Source organism: Maribacter sp. PR1 (assembly GCF_028464145.1).
GTDB lineage: Bacteria > Bacteroidota > Bacteroidia > Flavobacteriales > Flavobacteriaceae > Maribacter.
Genome location: NZ_JAQPCG010000002.1, coordinates 425,563 through 442,133 on the forward strand (window position 1 = coordinate 425,563; position 16,571 = coordinate 442,133).

Genomic DNA, 16,571 nt, shown 5'->3' on the forward strand with positions numbered 1-16,571 from the left:
AATGCAAAAAATCTTTGTTACCGGTATTTCAACAGGTGTGGGAAAAACAGTTGCTTCGGCGATAATAACGGAAGCCTTAAAAGCAGATTATTGGAAACCCATACAATCCGGAGATTTGGATCAAACCGATAGTGATACGGTAAAGAATCTAATTTCAAATGATGAAACTAAAATTCTTCCCAGTAGCTATGAGCTGACAACGGCTATGAGCCCACACGCGGCTGCAGAGATTGACGGTGTTAAAATTGACCGTTTTCACATCAATGAACCGGCTACGGAAAAAAATTTGGTAATCGAAGGTGCTGGCGGACTTTTGGTTCCTCTCAATGAGGAGGATACTATGTTCGATATTATTATGCCAGAGTACAAGGTCATTGTGGTTTCTAAACACTATCTAGGGAGTATAAATCACACCTTATTGACTATTGGATGGCTTCAAAACAAGGGCTATGATGTTTCCGTACTTTTCAATGGAAATGAAAATCCACACACGCAAAATATAATTCTACATAAAACGGGTGTTTCACTTATTGGAAGGATAGGTGAAGAATCAAAAATAGATAAGGAAGTTATTGCTAAATATGCTGGACAGTTTAAACATATCTTAGAGACCCTCTAAACGTTTCAGAATTTCAGCATTTTCAACGGTCGCCTCTACTTTATAATATCTAGCCAAATAAGCGTTTATGTATTCATTTTCTTCAATTTCCAATTTATCGAATACTAAGCGACCCTTTCTAACCACCACAGTTTTAGGTCTAAGTTCCTCCATTAAAAACTGGAGTTCCTCCATCGAGTTTCTCCTTGGATTGTTAAAAAAGGGATAAAGTTCTTCCCTGCAAATATTACTTGGGTGGGTAGAGGCCAAGGAAGGGGGCAGTTCGCTTAGGTTCCAATATCCAATATGATATCCAAAAAACAAGATATTTTCAGTATCCAAATGATTCTCTTTTATATAAAAAGGCACACTAAAGCCTTCTCCATTAAAAAAAGTTCCTCTGGCTATTTTACTCTTAACGACATTTACATATTCCAAATAACTTTCTACAGGTATCAATAACAGAATAAATAGAAATGATTTGGGAATTGTTCTTTTAGATTGGTGATATAGTTGATGAATCATTATGGCGACGAGAATAACCAACATTGGATGTACCTGGATGAGATAATGGCCATTGACCCTTCCTCCCTTGAAAAACGAAATTAATACGCCAATTATAGCAACCCATAAAAGTATTGACGTCCTTTTTTTGAATGATATAATGCCTTTTTTCCAACAATAGTATAAAAAGCCACCAATTAAGATAAAGGTTGGTGCCAATTTAAAAATGGGGAAGCGCCTTGCTTCGGTATACTCCAACGAGGCCAATATTACAGAATCCCACCAGATTTGAAATTGATTATTGATATAATAAGGAAGTATAGTCAATAGCACAACTACGATAATTCCTGTACCAAATGAAAGCACTTCTAGAGGCTTGATCGAATTCTTCCTATTAAAAATCTCGTAACATAGAAACAACCCGATTAATAGAATGGGGTAGGCCATATTGAGCTTTACCATTACAACCACGCCCATCAATAATCCGGAGGTAAATAGCCAAACAGGGCCTTTTTTGGAAGCAATCAAATAAAGTGCGGGAATAAAAAATGCCATACAAATATGCTCTGACATCACTCCCTGCAGGCTTCCAAATAAACTTAACAATACAATACAGAATAAGGATGCCCAAAGCGAGATTTGATTGGTAGTAATTTTGGTTCCAATTTTATAGGTATAGAATGCCGTGATAGCAACCAGTAAAGCTCCAAAAAGTCGGATAGCGATAAAACTTTTTCCAAATACATAAATTATCGAAGCAAAGAATGCAAAAGTTAAAGGAGGTTTCAAATCCCAAAGTTGGGTGTAAGGCAAATACCCATCGACCCAAGATTGCCCTAGGAGAATAAAGGTACTTTCATCTCGGTCTACATAGTCCCTAAAGAAAAAAGGGAAGCGAATTAGAAATGTAACACCCGTTAAAATTAAAAAAACAGTCCTGCTTTTTAGTTGGGAATTACAGAAAAAAGCCTTTTTTAGAACGTTAAGATTCATCCACAAGTTTAACTTTATTTCCCATCTTTGCAAGATAGAGAAATTGAGGATTACGGAATTCTATGAAAGGGAAAAATCTATCGGAACGGGATAAAAAATATCTTTGGCATCCTTTGACCCAACACAAAACCGCAGCTCCACCTATTGGTATAGTCAAAGCAGAAGGTGCCTTGTTTTGGGATGAAGAAGGGAATTGTTATATAGACGCCATTGCCTCTTGGTATACGGCCATGTACGGTCATGGGAACCAGGCTATATCGCAAGCCATAACCGAACAAATGAAAGAATTGGATTTTGTAATGTTCAGTGGCTTTACGCATCCTCCGGCAGTTCGTTTATCGGAAGAATTAATGGCTATTCTGCCGGAAAATCAATCCAAGATTTTTTTTAACGACAATGGCTCCACTGCTGTCGAAGCCGCAATAAAAATAGCAATTCAGTACCATCACAACATAGAGGATAAAAGAGATACCCTTATTGCCTTGGAAAATGGGTTTCACGGTGATACGTTCGGTGCTATGAGCGCATCTGGTCTTTCTTCCTATAATGGTCCGTTTGAAGATTTCCTATTAAAGGTCGAACGTATTCCTGTTCCTTCGGGTGATAATATCCATGAAATTCTGTCTCAATTAGACCTGATTATTTCGAAGAACAGTTGTGCTGCTTTTGTGTTTGAGCCCTTAGTGCAAGGAGCGGCAGGTATGAAGTTTCATTCTGCAGAAGGACTGGATAAGCTAATAAAAAAATGTCAAGAGAACAACATTTTGTGTATTTCGGATGAAGTAATGACGGGTTTCGGAAAAACGGGAAAGAACTTTGCTTCAGAATATTTAGTAAATAAACCTGACATTTTGTGTCTAAGCAAGGCGTTGACCGCAGGTATGTTTCCCCTCAGTATTACGAGTTGTACAAAAAAAATTTTCGATTCTTTTCTCAGTGAGGAGGTTTCTAAAGGATTTTTCCATGCACACACCTACAGTGCACATCCCCTGGGCTGTGCGGCTGCCTTGGCAGGACTGGAATTATTGAAATCGAAAGAAATCAAGGAGCGTAGAAACTATATTGAAGCATCCCATACCTCCTTTGTTCTATCCGTTCAAGGTCACCCGAAAATTAAGAATGTACGTTCCATAGGCGTGATTCTTGCTATTGATTTGAACTTGAATACAGAACGATATGGTAATTTGAGGGATGAATTATATCAATTTTTTATGGAAAGGGGTATCCTGTTAAGACCTTTGGGAAATACAATATATGTTCTACCTCCATATATCATAACAGACGAGCAGCTACATAGTATATATGACGCTATTAACCAACTGTTGCTAAGTTTAAAGTAAAAATGGCCACGGATAAAATCACGATTACTGCAATTTCATCTATATCCCCATTAGGAGAAAATTTAGAGGATGCCTGGGAAAGTTATGGGAATGACTATCATTATCTTACACAGGAAAATTTCGATGGTAAATCAACTTGGATAGGTAGGCTAAATGAAAGCACGATGGAAAGTATCGAGAAGTTAGGTCAATCCAATTCCAAATATAAAAACCTGGATAATAGTGTATTGTATGCTTTGCTTGTGTCCAGAAATGCTATTAAATCGGCAGGATGGGATAAAACATATGAAGGCGAAAATAATTTTGGAATAAATATTGGGTCTTCAAGAGGTGCTACGGGTTTGTTTGAAAACTTCCACAAAGATTATTTGAAAAAAGGTAGAACCTCCTCCTTGACTTCTCCAACAACTACATTAGGCAATATTTCGTCTTGGGTAGCGCACGATTTAGGAACGATAGGGCCCGAATTTTCACATTCCATCACCTGTTCAACGGCTTTGCACGCACTGTTAAATGGTTTTGCCTGGCTCATGAGCGGGATGGCTGATAGATTTTTGGTGGGTGGTAGCGAGGCACCGTTGACTTCATTTACCATTGCTCAGATGAAGGCGCTAAAAATTTACTCCAATAAGATAGCGGGTGACGGTCACAGCTACCCATGCAGGGCCATGGATTTGGATAAAAAAGAAAATACGATGGTTTTGGGGGAGGGGGCTTCCATGGCATGTTTGGAAAAAGGTGTTTCAAAAAATTCTCTGGCAGTTATCAAAGGCATTGGTTATGCCACAGAAACCTTAAATCATAACGTATCCATTTCTTCAGATGCAAAATGTTTTCAAAAATCAATGGAAATGGCATTAAAGGGCATTCCTAAAGCGGATGTTGATATAATTGTGATGCATGCCCCAGGAACTATAAAAGGTGACCAATCGGAAAATAATGCTATTAAAAAGGTTTTTGGTGAAAAGATACCTTTTTTAACCACTAATAAGTGGAAGACAGGACATACTTTTGGAGCATCAGGTATGTTGAGTATTGAATTGGCCGTGCTCATGTTGCAATATCAAAAAACTATTAGTGTACCGTATATTGAAAATGGAAAGGACCCAAAGGATATTAACAGCATCTTGGTCAATGCCGTAGGTTTTGGAGGTAATGCCGTGAGTATACTACTTTCTAAAGTTTAGAATATCAGATTATCATATCTGACCTAATTCTGCTATTTTTGATAACTACTAACATCATTGAATTTATGAGCGAAGCAAGACATGATTGGGCCAAGGAGGAAATTCTGGAAATTTACAACAAACCTCTAATGGAGCTGTTATATGATGCAGCTACTATTCACAGAAAGAATCATGACCCCAATGTTGTTCAGGTATCCACTCTACTTTCCATAAAAACGGGTGGTTGTCCCGAGGATTGTGGTTACTGTCCACAAGCTGCCAGATATCACACAGATATTGTAGGGAACGATTTAATGACGGTTTCACAGGTAAAGGCCCAGGCATTACGGGCCAAAGCTTCGGGTAGCTCTCGTGTATGTATGGGCGCGGCATGGAGAAATGTAAAGGATGGTCCAGAGTTTGACGAGGTTTTAGAAATGGTAAGAACCATTAATAAACTCGATATGGAAGTTTGTTGCACCTTGGGGATGCTTACCGAGAATCAAGCAAAGCGTTTAGCGGAAGCTGGATTATATGCTTATAATCACAATTTGGATACTTCAGAGGATTATTATAAAGATATAATTTCTACACGTGCTTTTGAAGATCGTTTGGAAACAATTGATAACGTTCGTAAAAGTAATGTAACCGTTTGCAGTGGTGGAATCATAGGCATGGGGGAGAAACTAGAGGACAGAGCGGGCATGTTGGTTGCTCTGGCTTCATTAAACCCTCAACCGGAATCCGTGCCCATTAATGCATTGGTAGCTGTAGAAGGTACACCTATGGAGGATATTGAACCAATTCCTATTTGGGATATGATAAGAATGGTAGCAACGACAAGGATTGTAATGCCCGAAACTCAAGTCCGCCTTTCTGCGGGTCGAACAGAAATGAGCAGGGAAGGGCAGGCAATGTGCTTCTTTGCGGGGGCCAACTCTATTTTTGCCGGAGATAAATTATTAACCACACCAAACCCTGATGTTAACCAGGATATGGAAATGTTTAAACTTTTGGGGTTAAACCCACAAAAGGCCTTTACCAAGATTTCCCAACCAAAAACGGTAGAGGCATCAGACTCTCAATACAAGGGCCTAAATGAAAAACCAAAATGGTCCAGGCCTGGACATAGTATTGAACGCAATGAACAGGCCAAGAAAAAGGCGAAATTGACGGACTAGTCCTACATTTTCAAAATTTTTATAAACTGTTTTAGATACGTTAACTAAATTTGAGGCTCTAAAAAACCCAAGTAGTATTGAAGTTAACAGAAATTCCAAAGATAGAATCTATAACCAAGGACGAATTTATCAGGGATTATTTCAAGCCTCAAAAGCCTGTTGTCATAAAAAAGGCAATTGAGGATTGGCCAGCTTCTAGGAAGTGGAATTTGGATTACATGAAAGGGGTAGCTGGAGATAAAGTTGTGCCACTTTATGATGATAGACCCGTTCAGCATGAAGATGGTTTCAATGAACCACATGCCAAAATGAAGATGGCCGAATATGTAGAACTGTTAAAAACCCGACCTACTAAATACCGGATTTTTCTTTGGAACATCTTAAAGGAAGTACCTGAACTGCAAAAAGACTTTTCTTATCCCGATTTTGGAATCAAACTTATGAAAAAGCTTCCCATGCTGTTCTTTGGCGGGGAAGACTCCCACACTTTTATGCATTATGATATTGATTTTGGTAATATCTTCCACTTTCATTTTGAGGGAGAGAAGGAATGTATTCTTTTCCCGCAATCGCAAACCAAATACTTATATAAGGTTCCACATTCATTAATAACCCATGAAAGTATAGATTTTTCAAATCCAGACTTAAAAAAATGGCCAGTACTGAAACAGGCAAGCGGCTATAAGACAAGGCTTAAGCACGGGGAAGTTTTGTATATGCCAGAAGGATATTGGCATTATATGAAATATATTACTCCTGGTTTTTCAATGAGCCTAAGGGCCATTGCTCGGAACCCAAAAAACTTAGCCAAGGCATTATACAATGTTCTTTTTATGCGGCATTTTGACGTTCTAATGCGAAGAATTAAAGGGCAAAAGTGGATTGATGAAAAGAATGAAAAGGCGATTACCAGAACGAACCTTCTTAAAACGGGCTAACAGCTTGTATTCGGTAATTAGGAAATAAGTTCGTTTGTTTTTTCATACACCAAATGACTTTCCCAACCTCGGTATAATAGGTAGTCCGCAAGTTTTCTTTTTCTTTTTTGAATGTTCCGTTCATTGATTTGAGCCAATCTTTTTTTGGCCAAATTGTCCAACGTGGTAAAATATTCTGGACCATCTATTTCCTTAAGGGCCGTTTGGATATTGTATCTTGAAATATCACGGAATTTTAATTCATTTACAATTCTATTTTTTCCCCATTTTTTTATCTTGAATTTACCTCTAGCAAAACTTTTGGCGAAGCGCTCTTCGTTGAGATAATTTTCATTGATCAAATGGGATACAATGGTGTCAATTGCAATAGAAATCATCCCCATTTCCTTTAATTTTCGCACAACTTCCTTATGGCAACGATCTTGGTAAGCACAGTAGCCCTCCAGCTTTCTGGTGGCCTCATCAACCGTATAATTTTCTTTGTGATTCATTAACTTTTAGACATCCTTTTCATCCTCTTTGGACCATACCAAAGCCAAAAGCCCGTTACTGTAAATAGTAATAGGGCCAGACCCATTACCGTGGTGTAGAATAATTTTATTTGCCCGTCGGTAGTACCAAGATATTGGTCCAAGATAGAACCGTCATGCACTTGTTCTATAAAATCAGATCTTCTTTGTTCGATTTTTAAAATAGTTCCCGTGGCTCCGTCTAATTGAATTCCATAATAATTATTTTTGAAACTAAACTTTACGACACCTTTGTCCGGCCTAACGTCAATTCTGTCAATATCGGGAGATAATTGATTGGAAATCGAGTCCCTAAATATGATTTGGGCGTTGGTTTTTAGTTTTTCCAATGGAAGCCATTCTGCCAATTCCGCTGAAGTGCCTTGCTCCGTATCCGCTAAAATCACTCCATTACTATTCTTTTTCCAACCTAAAAGAAGCCCTGTTATAGAAACAAAAAGAAAAAAGAAAAATAGTAAAGCCCCTGTCGTTCGATGTAACTTTCGAAAAATCCGTAAAATTTTTGCTTGTTGTTGTCGTCTATTATTTTGTGCCATTAAAAGGGATTCAATTGCTAAAAATGTTAAAGGTAAGGGAAGAAAAATTGTTGTAGAAAATGTTTGAAATATTTTAAGATAATCAATTCCGGTTTTATCATTTGAGGTTTTCATAAACAAAAAAAGCGACCTCTTTTGGAAGTCGCTTTTGATGGTTAATATATTGTTTTACCGTCTTTATTCTTAAAACGGTATTCAAGATACGTATACGCATCCCTTGGTTGAATTTTTATCCATCTTTTATGTTCCAAGAACCACTTGGTTCGGATAGATGGGAATCCTCTGGTAATGTAGGCAGCAATGAAAGGATGTATGTTCAATGTTATGCTATTATCTTTAGCAGGTCCTTTCAATAGTCGTTCTAAGTCTACATTTATTTTGTTTATCAAAACAATTGGAGCTTCAATCTCCTGTCCGTTCTTGTTCGGATTCTCTTCGGTAGTTTTGATATTCATTTCGGGTCTAACACGTTGTCTTGTAATCTGTATTAACCCAAACTTACTAGGAGGTAAAATTTTATGTTTTGCCCGGTCATCTTTCATCTCATCCCTAAGATGATCAAAAAGTTTTTTTCTATGTTGAGACTTTACCATATCTATAAAATCCACCACAATAATTCCTCCCATATCCCTTAGACGAAGTTGTCTAGCAATTTCGGAGGCGGCCAACAAATTAACTTCCAAAGCTGTATCTTCTTGGTTCTTTGCCTTATTGGAACGGTTACCACTGTTGACATCTACAACGTGCAACGCTTCGGTATGTTCTATAATAAGGTAAGCTCCTTTGCTCATGGTCGCTGTACGACCAAAAGAAGTTTTAATTTGTCTGTCTATTCCAAACTTTTCGAAGATGGGAACAGTATTCGTGTAATGTTTTACAATAGATTCCTTTTCTGGAGCTATCTCGGAAACGTAGTCCTTAATCTCTCTATATAAGTTGTCGTCATCAACATGAATTCCGGTAAAACTATCATTAAAAACATCTCTAAGTATAGAGGAAGCTCTATTAAGCTCCACTAATACTTTTGAAGGCGTTTGCGCCCGATATAATTTTTTACACATTGCTGACCATTTGTTCAGCAAGTTTTCTAGATCTTTATCCAGTTCTGCGACTTTTTTACCCTCTGCAACTGTTCTGATGATGACTCCAAATCCTTTTGGTTTTATGCTCTTTACGAGTCTTTTTAACCTATCCTTCTCTTCTTTGCTTCCTATCTTTTGTGATACGGAAACTCGATCGGAAAAAGGCACCATGACCAAATAGCGTCCTGCAATGGATAGCTCAGAACTTATTCTGGGTCCCTTGGTGGAAATCGGTTCTTTTACAATTTGCACTAAAAGTGATTGATTGGCTTTAATAACATCGGTTATTACACCATTTTTATCAATATCTTTTTCAAACGGAAAGTTTTTCAAGGAAAAATCCTTTAATTTTCCTGAGCTCACTTGTTTAATGAACTTTAACATAGAGGATAACTGAGGGCCTAGGTCATGATAATGCAAGAAAGCATCTTTTTCATACCCTACATTTACAAAAGCCGCATTTAAACCTGTTACAGGCTTACGTATTTTGGCTAAAAATATATCGCCAACAGAAAAGTTATTGTTGTCTTCCTCTTTATGCAGTTCAGTGAGTTTTCCGTCCTTTAACAAAGCAAAGTCAACGGCATCGGAACTAGATCTTACGATTAATTCTCTATTCACCTGAATGTATTTGTATCTATCCTAAAATTTGAGGATAGATTGATTAAACAATGCTGTAAACAGATTTTTAAAAATCTGCCGAGATACTCATAGGAATCTCTATGTCAATGAACGTAGGTATAAAACGAAAAAGTAGTTGTAAAACTACTTTTTCTTGTGTCGGTTAGCTCTTCTTCGCTTCTTACGCTTGTGAGTAGCTACCTTATGTCTTTTTCTTTTCTTACCGCTCGGCATAAAGTTCTTCTTTTAGATTATTATTTTACTTGTACGTTACTTTTAACACCTTCTACAAAAACCTTGGCTGGTTTAAATGCAGGAATGTTGTGGGCGGGGATTTTAATGGTTGTATTCTTAGAGATATTCCTTCCGGTTTTCTCTGCCCTGGTTTTGATAATAAAACTTCCAAAACCTCTTAGGTAAACATTATCACCACTCTCTAAAGAAGTCTTTACTTCTTCCATAAAGGATTCAACTGTTGCTTGTACATCTCCTTTTTCAATTCCCAGTTTATCTGAGATCTTAGATACAATTTCCGCTTTCGTCATCTTACAATATTAGATTTTCTGTATTTTTTTCGGGTTGCAAATATATAAATTAAATTCAATCTTTCTTTCTAAAGATCTAATTTTAAGTATTTAAACTTATACTTTTGTCGCTTATTATTTTTGTTGATGTCTTTTTCGGATAAAATTTTAAAGTGGTACCAAGAAAATAAGCGGGATTTACCATGGAGAGGTATTAGGGACCCTTATAAAATTTGGTTGTCCGAAATAATATTACAACAGACGCGTGTTGCCCAAGGAACACCATACTATTTTAAATTCATAGAGGCTTTCCCTACTATAAATGATTTGGCCAATGCCAAGGAGGAGCAAATTTTGAAACTATGGCAGGGGCTTGGTTATTATTCCAGAGCCCGTAACTTGCATACTGCCGCCAAAATGGTAGTCAATGAAAATGATGGAATCTTTCCAGGCACTTATAAGGAACTATTAAAATTAAAGGGAGTTGGAGATTATACGGCAAGCGCAATTTCTTCTATATGTTTTAATGAACGCCAAGCTGTAGTAGATGGAAATGTCTATAGGGTACTATCGCGTTATTTTGGAATTGATATTCCCATTAATACAACCAAGGGAATAAAATATTTTAAAAATTTGGCCCAAGAAGTATTGCATTCAAATAATACAAGCGATTATAATCAGGGCATTATGGAATTCGGGGCAATACAGTGTACACCCAAAAACCCTAATTGCGAAAAATGCCCGTTGAGCAATAGTTGTGTGGCCTTGGAAAAGGACAAGATTAAAACCTTACCCGTTAAGGTTGGAAAGACAAAAGTTAGAACTAGGTATTTTAATTATTTGGTTCCGATAACGAGGAATCTTGAGAATGATAAGTTCACTCAATTAAGACAGCGAAAAGGAAAGGGAATTTGGCAAAACTTATGGGAATTCCCTTTATGGGAAAGTGAAAAAGAGATTGACGCAATCGAAGTTGAAAAAGTAGTTCTCAAAAAATTCAAATTAGATGGACTTTCTGAAATTACCCTGCACAATGAAAATCCGATTGTACATAAATTATCGCATCAACATTTGCATACCAAATTTTGGATCATAGAAGGAGATTTTAAATTTAAGAAGTGTATTAAGACCTTGGATTTAATTAATTATCCCGTACCGGTATTAATTGCGGATTTCATGAAAACATTTAAATTTTAGTACTTTTGATTATTAGAAAAAAATTATGAGCGGGACATTAAATAAAGTGATGCTTATTGGGCATCTGGGAGATGAAGTAAAGATGCATTATTTTGAAGGAGGAGGATGCATAGGAAGGTTTCCCTTAGCAACCAATGAAACCTATACCAGTAAACAAACGGGAGAACGTGTTACCAATACGGACTGGCATAACATTGTAGTAAGAAATAAGGCCGCCGAAATTTGTGAAAAGTATTTGAGCAAAGGGGATAAGGTATATGTGGAAGGGCGTCTTAAGAACAGGCAATGGCAGGGCGAGGATGGCAATACGAGATATACGACCGAAGTGCATGTACAAGACTTCACCTTTTTGACTACAAAACAGGAAAGTATGTCCAATAATTCTGGACAGACATCGCAGCCGCAGAACACATCCGATGAGGATAGGACCCCCCCTAAATCCCCTGCACCTTTAAGTCAAGAGGAGGATGATGATTTACCATTCTAAACTAGTTCTAAAAAATATTAATTGGATCCTGACCCTTTACGCTTAGCTCTTAATTTTATGGTGATGGACGGTGTTTTTGCACTAAATATTGCCGTTTTGGTAGTTCTTTTAATCTGTTCGGCACTTATTTCAGGTGCGGAGGTAGCCGTGTTCGGACTATCGGTTACGGAAATAAACCAAATCAAGGAGCAAAAAACAGATAGAAGCGGTATTCTAATAAAGTTAATGGAGCGTCCAAAGAAACTTCTGGCGACCATATTAATTGCCAATAATGCCATAAACATAGGAATCGTTCTAATTTTCAATTTAATTGGGGATACTCTTTTTTCAGAAATTAACATGGTCCTCTTCAATCTTGTTTCCGTACGGTTTTTACTGGAAGTGGTGGTTGCTACATTTCTGATATTGATGTTTGGCGAAATTTTACCAAAGGTATACGCGAACAGAAACCGATTGAGCTTTTCAAATTTCATGACCTACCCTTTAAAGGTCTTGGATTTTATTTTTTCTCCCTTGAGTTTGCCAATGCGCTCAGGTACAATTTTCTTGTACAACAAATTGGGAAAGGAAAAATCTAACCTGAGTGTTGATCACTTATCGCAAGCCTTGGAATTGACCTCGGATGGGGATACCACTAAAGAGGAACAAAAAATCCTACAAGGAATAGTGACCTTCGGAAATACCGATACCAAACAGGTAATGCGACCCAGGATTGATATTTTTTCACTTAATGACCAGATGAAATTTCCGGAAGTTCTGGAAGAAATTAAAAAACACGGTTACTCCAGAATTCCGGTTTTTACCGAAAATATCGATAATGTCCTTGGCGTATTATATGTAAAGGACTTGTTGCCATATTTAGAACGTAAATCCTTCAATTGGATGACTCTGATCCGTGAGCCTTATTTTGTACCAGAGAATAAGAAATTGGATGATTTATTGGCTGATTTTCAAGCCAAAAAGAATCATCTGGCGGTAGTGGTAGATGAGTATGGTGGAACGTCAGGAATTGTTACCTTAGAGGATATCATTGAGGAGATTGTTGGGGATATAAGTGATGAATTTGATGATGAGGACTTAGTTTTTTCCAAGTTGGACGAATATAACTACGTGTTTGAAGGTAAGACAACGTTAAAGGACTTCTATAGGGTCATCAAACTAACGGAGGAAGATATTTTTGAGAGTAACAAAGGGGAGTCCGAGACCATAGCCGGTTTTGTTCTGGAAATGGCTGGAAGTTTTCCAAAACGAGGGGAAGAAGTAATCTTTCAAGATTATAAATTTGTCGTAGAAAGTTTCGATAAAAAGAGACTAAAACAAATAAAAGTAACGCTACCTCATGAAGTTTAAAATTTCGGTTCTGATTGTTGTATGTTTTTGTCTTTTTTTTGCTTGTGATGAACAGGCCATCCCAAAACCAAAGGCCCAAATTAGACTGGAATATCCTCCCGGAAATTTGTTGCCTTTGGAGACCGATAACTTTAAATTTCAATACAATCAATTGGCCAATGCCAAACTAAATGCTGAGAATGCCTTTTCTTTGGAATACCCAGAAATGAAGGGTGCTATTTTTCTAAGCTACAAGAAAGTCGAGGGTAACCTGGAAAAGCTGATAGTGGATGCAAAAAGATTAAGTTACGAGCACGCTATGAAGGCGGATAATATTGTGGAACAGCCCTACGTAAATCCTAACAAGGAAGTATATGGTGCCCTGTTTGAAGTACAAGGTAACGCAGCCTCCCAATCACAATTTTTTGTAACGGACAGTACCGAGCATTTTCTGACGGGCTCGGTATATTTTTATACCAAACCTAATTACGACTCCATTTTGCCAGCGGCTGCCTACCTCCAAAATGACATTAGGAGGATAATCGAATCCTTGGAATGGAAATAAAATAGTTTCAGAAAATGTACAAAGAAGAACTGCTAAGTTGTCATGGAAGGATTTCACCCTTTGTTCACGAAACACCTGTTTTAACTTCATCCCTAATCAATGATAAAATTGGATGTGAGGTATATTTTAAATGTGAAAACTTTCAGCGCGCCGGTGCCTATAAAATTAGGGGGGCTACGAATGCTATTTTGAAGCTTACTGAGAATCAAAGAAAAAATGGCGTAGTTACGCATTCGTCCGGTAATTTTGCACAAGCGGTTTCTTTAGCTGCCAAGAGCTTGGGGGTTACATCGCATATTGTAATGCCCACAACAGCACCCCATGTAAAAAAGGAAGGCGTTTTGGCTTATGGCGGTATTGTTTATGAATGTGAACCCACTGTGGAAGCCAGACAATCATTGGCGGACCAAATTTCTAGTGATAAGGGAGCCACTTTTTTACATCCTTCAAATGATATTGATGTAATTATAGGACAGGGAACCGCAGCCATTGAACTTTTAGACAAGCAACCAGATTTGGATGCTATTTTCTGCCCCGTGGGAGGAGGTGGTCTAATAGCGGGTACTTCACTATCAGCAAAATACTATGGTCAAAATTGTAAGGTATTGGGAGGTGAGCCTTTTGAAGCAGATGATGCCTATAGGTCATTGCTTTCGGGTAAAATAGAAAACAATGAAACTGCCAATACAATAGCAGACGGTTTAAGGACAACCTTGGGCGATACGAATTTTCCAATAATTAAGTCAAACGTTTCCAAAATTGTTCGGGTTACGGAAGAGGAGATCATTTCCGCTATGCGATTGGTGTGGGAAAGGATGAAAATAATCATAGAACCCTCCAGTGCTGTGGCACTAGCAGCCCTGTTTAGGGATGAATCAGAAAATGAGGGTAATTACCATAACAAGAAAATCGGAATAATTATATCCGGAGGTAATGTAGATTTGAGCAATTTACCCTTCTAGATGAAAAGGTTTAAAAAACAATTAAAAAGAATGTTGATTTCGATTTTGTCTATTCTGTTCATTTTGTTCGTAATTGGAGCATTATTCATCAATTTAAGCCCTGAATTTGGAGGGACAATCTCAAAGGAGCATAAAGAGCGTTTTACTAAGTCCGGAAACTATAAAGATGGAGTCTTTGAAAATATAGGCGGCGTAAAGATGTCGATGGGTTTTGGGGATTATATTAAAGGAATACGTGGGTTTTTTTCACCTAAACCGAATACCGTACCGGAAAAGGATATCCCCGTTTCAAAAGTCGATTCTGTTGAATTGGCAAATTACCAGGGTCCGGCGCGCTTCATTTGGTTTGGACATTCCACTTTCCTTCTTCAAATAATGGGTAAGAATATACTATTAGATCCTATGCTGGGTCCAGTACCCGCCCCTCATCCCATGTTGGGCGGTAAAAGATTTAGTGAAAGTTTACCAATAGTAATAGAGAAATTGCCCAAGATAGATATGGTGATATTGTCCCACGACCATTACGACCATCTGGATTATGGATCTATCATTAAATTAAAGGATAAGGTAAAAGTGTTTTTCACTCCTTTGGGAGTAGGTGCACATTTGACGGAGTGGGGTGTGGACACCAAAAGTATTGTAGAAATGGATTGGTGGGAGGAAACATTTTTTAAGGGGGTTTCCCTTAAGTGCACTCCGGCCCAACATTTTTCCGGAAGAGGTTTAACGGATAGGGGAAAAACCTTATGGAGCAGTTGGGTGCTACAAATAGATAGTACTAATATATTTTTTAGTGGTGATAGTGGTTATGGCAACCATTTTAAGGAAATAGGGGATAAATACGGACCTTTTGATTTTGCCATGATGGAATGTGGGCAGTACAATCGGCTATGGAAAGAAATACACATGATGCCCGAGGAAACCGCCCAAGCTGGTTTAGATGTAAAAGCGAACACGATTATGCCCATTCACTGGGGAGCCTTTAAATTGGCGATGCATTCTTGGACCGATCCGGTTGTTCGAGTAACACAAAAAGCTAGGGAATTGAATCTACCTATTATTACACCAAAAATTGGGGAGTTCATTTATTTAGGCGAAACCAGTGTTTACCATGAAGATTGGTGGGAGAATGTTAATTAGAAGGCCCAAGAAGGGCCTCAGCATTACTTATACTTGAATTGATTTTTTCCTTTACTTCCTTAATTGCCATCTCTTCCTCATCCAACCATTTTTTCTTTTCTTCACTCAAGGCCTCACCTTCCAAAATTTCCTCTGGTTCAAAACGGTCTCCAAAATTCTGCATCCAGTCCATCATCGCTTTATGAGCTTCCTGTAAATCTTTCATCGCCTTTGCCTCTTGAGATTCCGTTCCCAATGAATCGGCGATAGGCTTTAATTGGCTTACTAATTTTCCTAATTCACCAGTTTTAGGCATGACCTCATCATGTATGGCCATTACCTGTTCCATTTGTGTAGGGCCCTCTTTCTTTTTCTCTTCTTTGCAGGAGATAAAAATTAAAAAGCAGCTAATAGATAAGAGGATAAAATTTTTCATATTCTTTATTGTTCAATGGTGGTTTTTCCAATAGTGTATATATAATCTTTTACCTTGGTATTGGTAATTACTGACTTCAAATCGGTTATGGATAGAACGTTATGGTTAAATTCTATGATGGCCTCTTTCTTTTCATAACTCACGACTGCAGATGAAACACCTTCGATGGCTGTTAAATTTGAACTGATTTTATCAGCGCACCCTTCTTGACAGGCCATGCCATTGATTTCGAACACAGCAGTCGTTATTTTATTTGTTTCATTTCTTAATTTTTGTCCAAAGGATAAAGCTGAGACAAACAGAAAAATGACAATTGAAATACTTAGTCTCATGTTATTTACACATTTTGATAGACGCCTATGATTTTTCAAGCGTCACAATCTTTGAATCGTAAATATACTACTTGCCCTAAAAAACAGATAAGATTTTGTTTCAAAAAATTGAAATGAAAAAAGGCCCACTT

At 37.7% G+C, this 16,571-nt stretch carries 18 protein-coding genes; 11 read left to right on the forward strand and 7 right to left on the reverse strand.

Features of this window, described 5'->3' with window-relative positions; genetic code table 11:
* Nucleotide 1: 1 nt before the first annotated feature.
* Nucleotides 2-619, forward strand: a complete 618-nt coding sequence (gene bioD, locus PP182_RS05545) for a dethiobiotin synthase (protein WP_272650343.1) — start codon at nucleotides 2-4, stop codon at nucleotides 617-619.
* Here the strand turns inward: bioD and PP182_RS05550 are convergent.
* Nucleotides 605-2,095, reverse strand: coding sequence for an ArnT family glycosyltransferase (locus PP182_RS05550; protein WP_272650344.1), 1,491 nt, complete (start codon nucleotides 2,093-2,095; stop codon nucleotides 605-607). The genes bioD and PP182_RS05550 overlap by 15 nt on opposite strands.
* Nucleotides 2,096-2,157: 62 nt before the next feature.
* On the opposite strand from PP182_RS05550, the gene bioA reads away from it, so the two are divergent.
* The 4 genes from bioA to PP182_RS05570 all read left to right on the forward strand — a co-directional run bounded on the left by bioA (nucleotide 2,158) and on the right by PP182_RS05570 (nucleotide 6,720).
* Nucleotides 2,158-3,435: an adenosylmethionine--8-amino-7-oxononanoate transaminase gene (gene bioA / locus PP182_RS05555; protein ID WP_272650345.1), complete on the forward strand. Its 1,278-nt coding sequence runs from the start codon at nucleotides 2,158-2,160 to the stop codon at nucleotides 3,433-3,435.
* A gap of 2 nt (nucleotides 3,436-3,437) precedes the next feature.
* Nucleotides 3,438-4,622: a beta-ketoacyl synthase N-terminal-like domain-containing protein gene (locus tag PP182_RS05560; RefSeq protein ID WP_272650346.1), complete on the forward strand. Its 1,185-nt coding sequence runs from the start codon at nucleotides 3,438-3,440 to the stop codon at nucleotides 4,620-4,622.
* Between the two features lie 65 nt (nucleotides 4,623-4,687).
* Entirely contained in the window at nucleotides 4,688-5,782 is a 1,095-nt protein-coding gene (gene bioB / locus PP182_RS05565) for a biotin synthase BioB (protein WP_272650347.1), read from the forward strand.
* Between the two features lie 77 nt (nucleotides 5,783-5,859).
* The gene (locus PP182_RS05570; RefSeq protein ID WP_272650348.1) at nucleotides 5,860-6,720 is read left to right on the forward strand and encodes a cupin-like domain-containing protein; all 861 of its coding nucleotides are present in this window, start codon (nucleotides 5,860-5,862) and stop codon (nucleotides 6,718-6,720) included.
* 17 nt (nucleotides 6,721-6,737) lie between these two features.
* Here PP182_RS05570 and PP182_RS05575 read toward each other — a convergent pair whose 3' ends face one another.
* The 4 genes from PP182_RS05575 to PP182_RS05590 all read right to left on the reverse strand — a co-directional run bounded on the left by PP182_RS05575 (nucleotide 6,738) and on the right by PP182_RS05590 (nucleotide 10,034).
* Entirely contained in the window at nucleotides 6,738-7,211 is a 474-nt protein-coding gene (locus tag PP182_RS05575; RefSeq protein ID WP_272650349.1) for a regulatory protein RecX, read from the reverse strand.
* Nucleotides 7,211-7,786, reverse strand: a complete 576-nt coding sequence (locus tag PP182_RS05580) for a PepSY domain-containing protein (RefSeq protein WP_272650350.1) — start codon at nucleotides 7,784-7,786, stop codon at nucleotides 7,211-7,213. Before PP182_RS05580 ends, PP182_RS05575 begins: the two co-directional genes overlap by 1 nt.
* A 155-nt stretch (nucleotides 7,787-7,941) precedes the next feature.
* Nucleotides 7,942-9,489 (reverse strand): ribonuclease E/G, encoded by a 1,548-nt coding sequence (locus PP182_RS05585; protein WP_272650351.1) that lies wholly within the window; start codon nucleotides 9,487-9,489, stop codon nucleotides 7,942-7,944.
* A gap of 254 nt (nucleotides 9,490-9,743) precedes the next feature.
* Nucleotides 9,744-10,034, reverse strand: coding sequence for an HU family DNA-binding protein (locus PP182_RS05590; protein WP_013306152.1), 291 nt, complete (start codon nucleotides 10,032-10,034; stop codon nucleotides 9,744-9,746).
* A 126-nt stretch (nucleotides 10,035-10,160) separates the two neighbouring features.
* Here PP182_RS05590 and mutY point away from each other — a divergent pair, with 126 nt between their 5' ends.
* The 6 genes from mutY to PP182_RS05620 are packed head-to-tail and all read left to right on the forward strand — an operon-like array spanning nucleotide 10,161 to nucleotide 15,693.
* The gene (gene mutY / locus PP182_RS05595) at nucleotides 10,161-11,210 is read left to right on the forward strand and encodes an A/G-specific adenine glycosylase (protein WP_272650352.1); all 1,050 of its coding nucleotides are present in this window, start codon (nucleotides 10,161-10,163) and stop codon (nucleotides 11,208-11,210) included.
* Between the two features lie 25 nt (nucleotides 11,211-11,235).
* On the forward strand, nucleotides 11,236-11,697 hold the full coding sequence (locus PP182_RS05600; protein WP_272650353.1) for a single-stranded DNA-binding protein: 462 nt from the start codon (nucleotides 11,236-11,238) through the stop codon (nucleotides 11,695-11,697).
* 21 nt (nucleotides 11,698-11,718) lie between these two features.
* A complete protein-coding gene (locus PP182_RS05605; RefSeq protein ID WP_272650354.1) occupies nucleotides 11,719-13,047 on the forward strand; it encodes a gliding motility-associated protein GldE in 1,329 nt (442 codons plus the stop codon).
* Nucleotides 13,037-13,591 (forward strand): gliding motility lipoprotein GldD, encoded by a 555-nt coding sequence (gene gldD / locus PP182_RS05610; RefSeq protein ID WP_272650355.1) that lies wholly within the window; start codon nucleotides 13,037-13,039, stop codon nucleotides 13,589-13,591. Before PP182_RS05605 ends, gldD begins: the two co-directional genes overlap by 11 nt.
* A 14-nt stretch (nucleotides 13,592-13,605) precedes the next feature.
* Nucleotides 13,606-14,553, forward strand: coding sequence for a pyridoxal-phosphate dependent enzyme (locus PP182_RS05615; RefSeq protein ID WP_272650356.1), 948 nt, complete (start codon nucleotides 13,606-13,608; stop codon nucleotides 14,551-14,553).
* A complete protein-coding gene (locus tag PP182_RS05620) occupies nucleotides 14,554-15,693 on the forward strand; it encodes an MBL fold metallo-hydrolase (protein ID WP_272650357.1) in 1,140 nt (379 codons plus the stop codon). It begins immediately after the preceding gene.
* Here the strand turns inward: PP182_RS05620 and PP182_RS05625 are convergent.
* Nucleotides 15,686-16,108 (reverse strand): hypothetical protein, encoded by a 423-nt coding sequence (locus tag PP182_RS05625; protein WP_272650358.1) that lies wholly within the window; start codon nucleotides 16,106-16,108, stop codon nucleotides 15,686-15,688. The two genes, PP182_RS05620 and PP182_RS05625, sit on opposite strands and share 8 nt — an antisense overlap.
* Before the next feature lie 5 nt (nucleotides 16,109-16,113).
* Nucleotides 16,114-16,440 carry a heavy-metal-associated domain-containing protein gene (locus PP182_RS05630; RefSeq protein WP_272650359.1) on the reverse strand — a complete coding sequence of 109 codons (327 nt, stop codon included), beginning with the start codon at nucleotides 16,438-16,440 and terminating at the stop codon, nucleotides 16,114-16,116.
* Between the last annotated feature and the right edge of the window lie 131 nt (nucleotides 16,441-16,571).

Bases quoted from the DNA above. Each gene is read 5' to 3' on its own strand.
- bioD (WP_272650343.1), top strand. From the start codon at position 2: ATGCAAAAAATCTTTGTTACCGGTATTTCAACAGGTGTGGGAAAAACA.
- PP182_RS05550 (WP_272650344.1), bottom strand. From the start codon at position 2,095: ATGAATCTTAACGTTCTAAAAAAGGCTTTTTTCTGTAATTCCCAACTA.
- bioA (WP_272650345.1), top strand. From the start codon at position 2,158: ATGAAAGGGAAAAATCTATCGGAACGGGATAAAAAATATCTTTGGCAT.
- PP182_RS05560 (WP_272650346.1), top strand. From the start codon at position 3,438: ATGGCCACGGATAAAATCACGATTACTGCAATTTCATCTATATCCCCA.
- bioB (WP_272650347.1), top strand. From the start codon at position 4,688: ATGAGCGAAGCAAGACATGATTGGGCCAAGGAGGAAATTCTGGAAATT.
- PP182_RS05575 (WP_272650349.1), bottom strand. From the start codon at position 7,211: ATGAATCACAAAGAAAATTATACGGTTGATGAGGCCACCAGAAAGCTG.
- PP182_RS05580 (WP_272650350.1), bottom strand. From the start codon at position 7,786: ATGGCACAAAATAATAGACGACAACAACAAGCAAAAATTTTACGGATT.
- PP182_RS05590 (WP_013306152.1), bottom strand. From the start codon at position 10,034: ATGACGAAAGCGGAAATTGTATCTAAGATCTCAGATAAACTGGGAATT.
- mutY (WP_272650352.1), top strand. From the start codon at position 10,161: ATGTCTTTTTCGGATAAAATTTTAAAGTGGTACCAAGAAAATAAGCGG.
- PP182_RS05600 (WP_272650353.1), top strand. From the start codon at position 11,236: ATGAGCGGGACATTAAATAAAGTGATGCTTATTGGGCATCTGGGAGAT.
- gldD (WP_272650355.1), top strand. From the start codon at position 13,037: ATGAAGTTTAAAATTTCGGTTCTGATTGTTGTATGTTTTTGTCTTTTT.
- PP182_RS05615 (WP_272650356.1), top strand. From the start codon at position 13,606: ATGTACAAAGAAGAACTGCTAAGTTGTCATGGAAGGATTTCACCCTTT.
- PP182_RS05620 (WP_272650357.1), top strand. From the start codon at position 14,554: ATGAAAAGGTTTAAAAAACAATTAAAAAGAATGTTGATTTCGATTTTG.
- PP182_RS05625 (WP_272650358.1), bottom strand. From the start codon at position 16,108: ATGAAAAATTTTATCCTCTTATCTATTAGCTGCTTTTTAATTTTTATC.
- PP182_RS05630 (WP_272650359.1), bottom strand. From the start codon at position 16,440: ATGAGACTAAGTATTTCAATTGTCATTTTTCTGTTTGTCTCAGCTTTA.